At 38.8% G+C, this 232-nt stretch carries 1 protein-coding gene; it reads right to left on the reverse strand.

All coding sequences use genetic code 11. The features are described from left to right. Positions 1-232 (reverse strand): sugar phosphate nucleotidyltransferase (locus tag SB689_RS24295; RefSeq protein ID WP_410694572.1); only part of this gene is annotated, 232 nt, incomplete at both ends.

Genomic DNA, 232 nt, shown 5'->3' on the forward strand with positions numbered 1-232 from the left:
GCATTCTTGCCCTTGTATAGATAGGTGAGGAAGAAAACAGGTTAAATTGCGGAAGATCCAGACAAAGATCCAGATTGGCTTCGTAGAATGATTCTATCGTCCCGATATCTGTCCAGTATCCTTCGTACTGATAACTTAAGGTTTTATACTTTCTGATTGAACTTGGGATAATGTCTTTTCCGAAATCATCACCGGCTCCTTCTTCAAACATCTTTTTTAGGATATTCTTGGT

Origin of the sequence: Chryseobacterium sp. SIMBA_038 (assembly GCF_046535115.1) — a bacterium.
Lineage (GTDB): Bacteria > Bacteroidota > Bacteroidia > Flavobacteriales > Weeksellaceae > Chryseobacterium.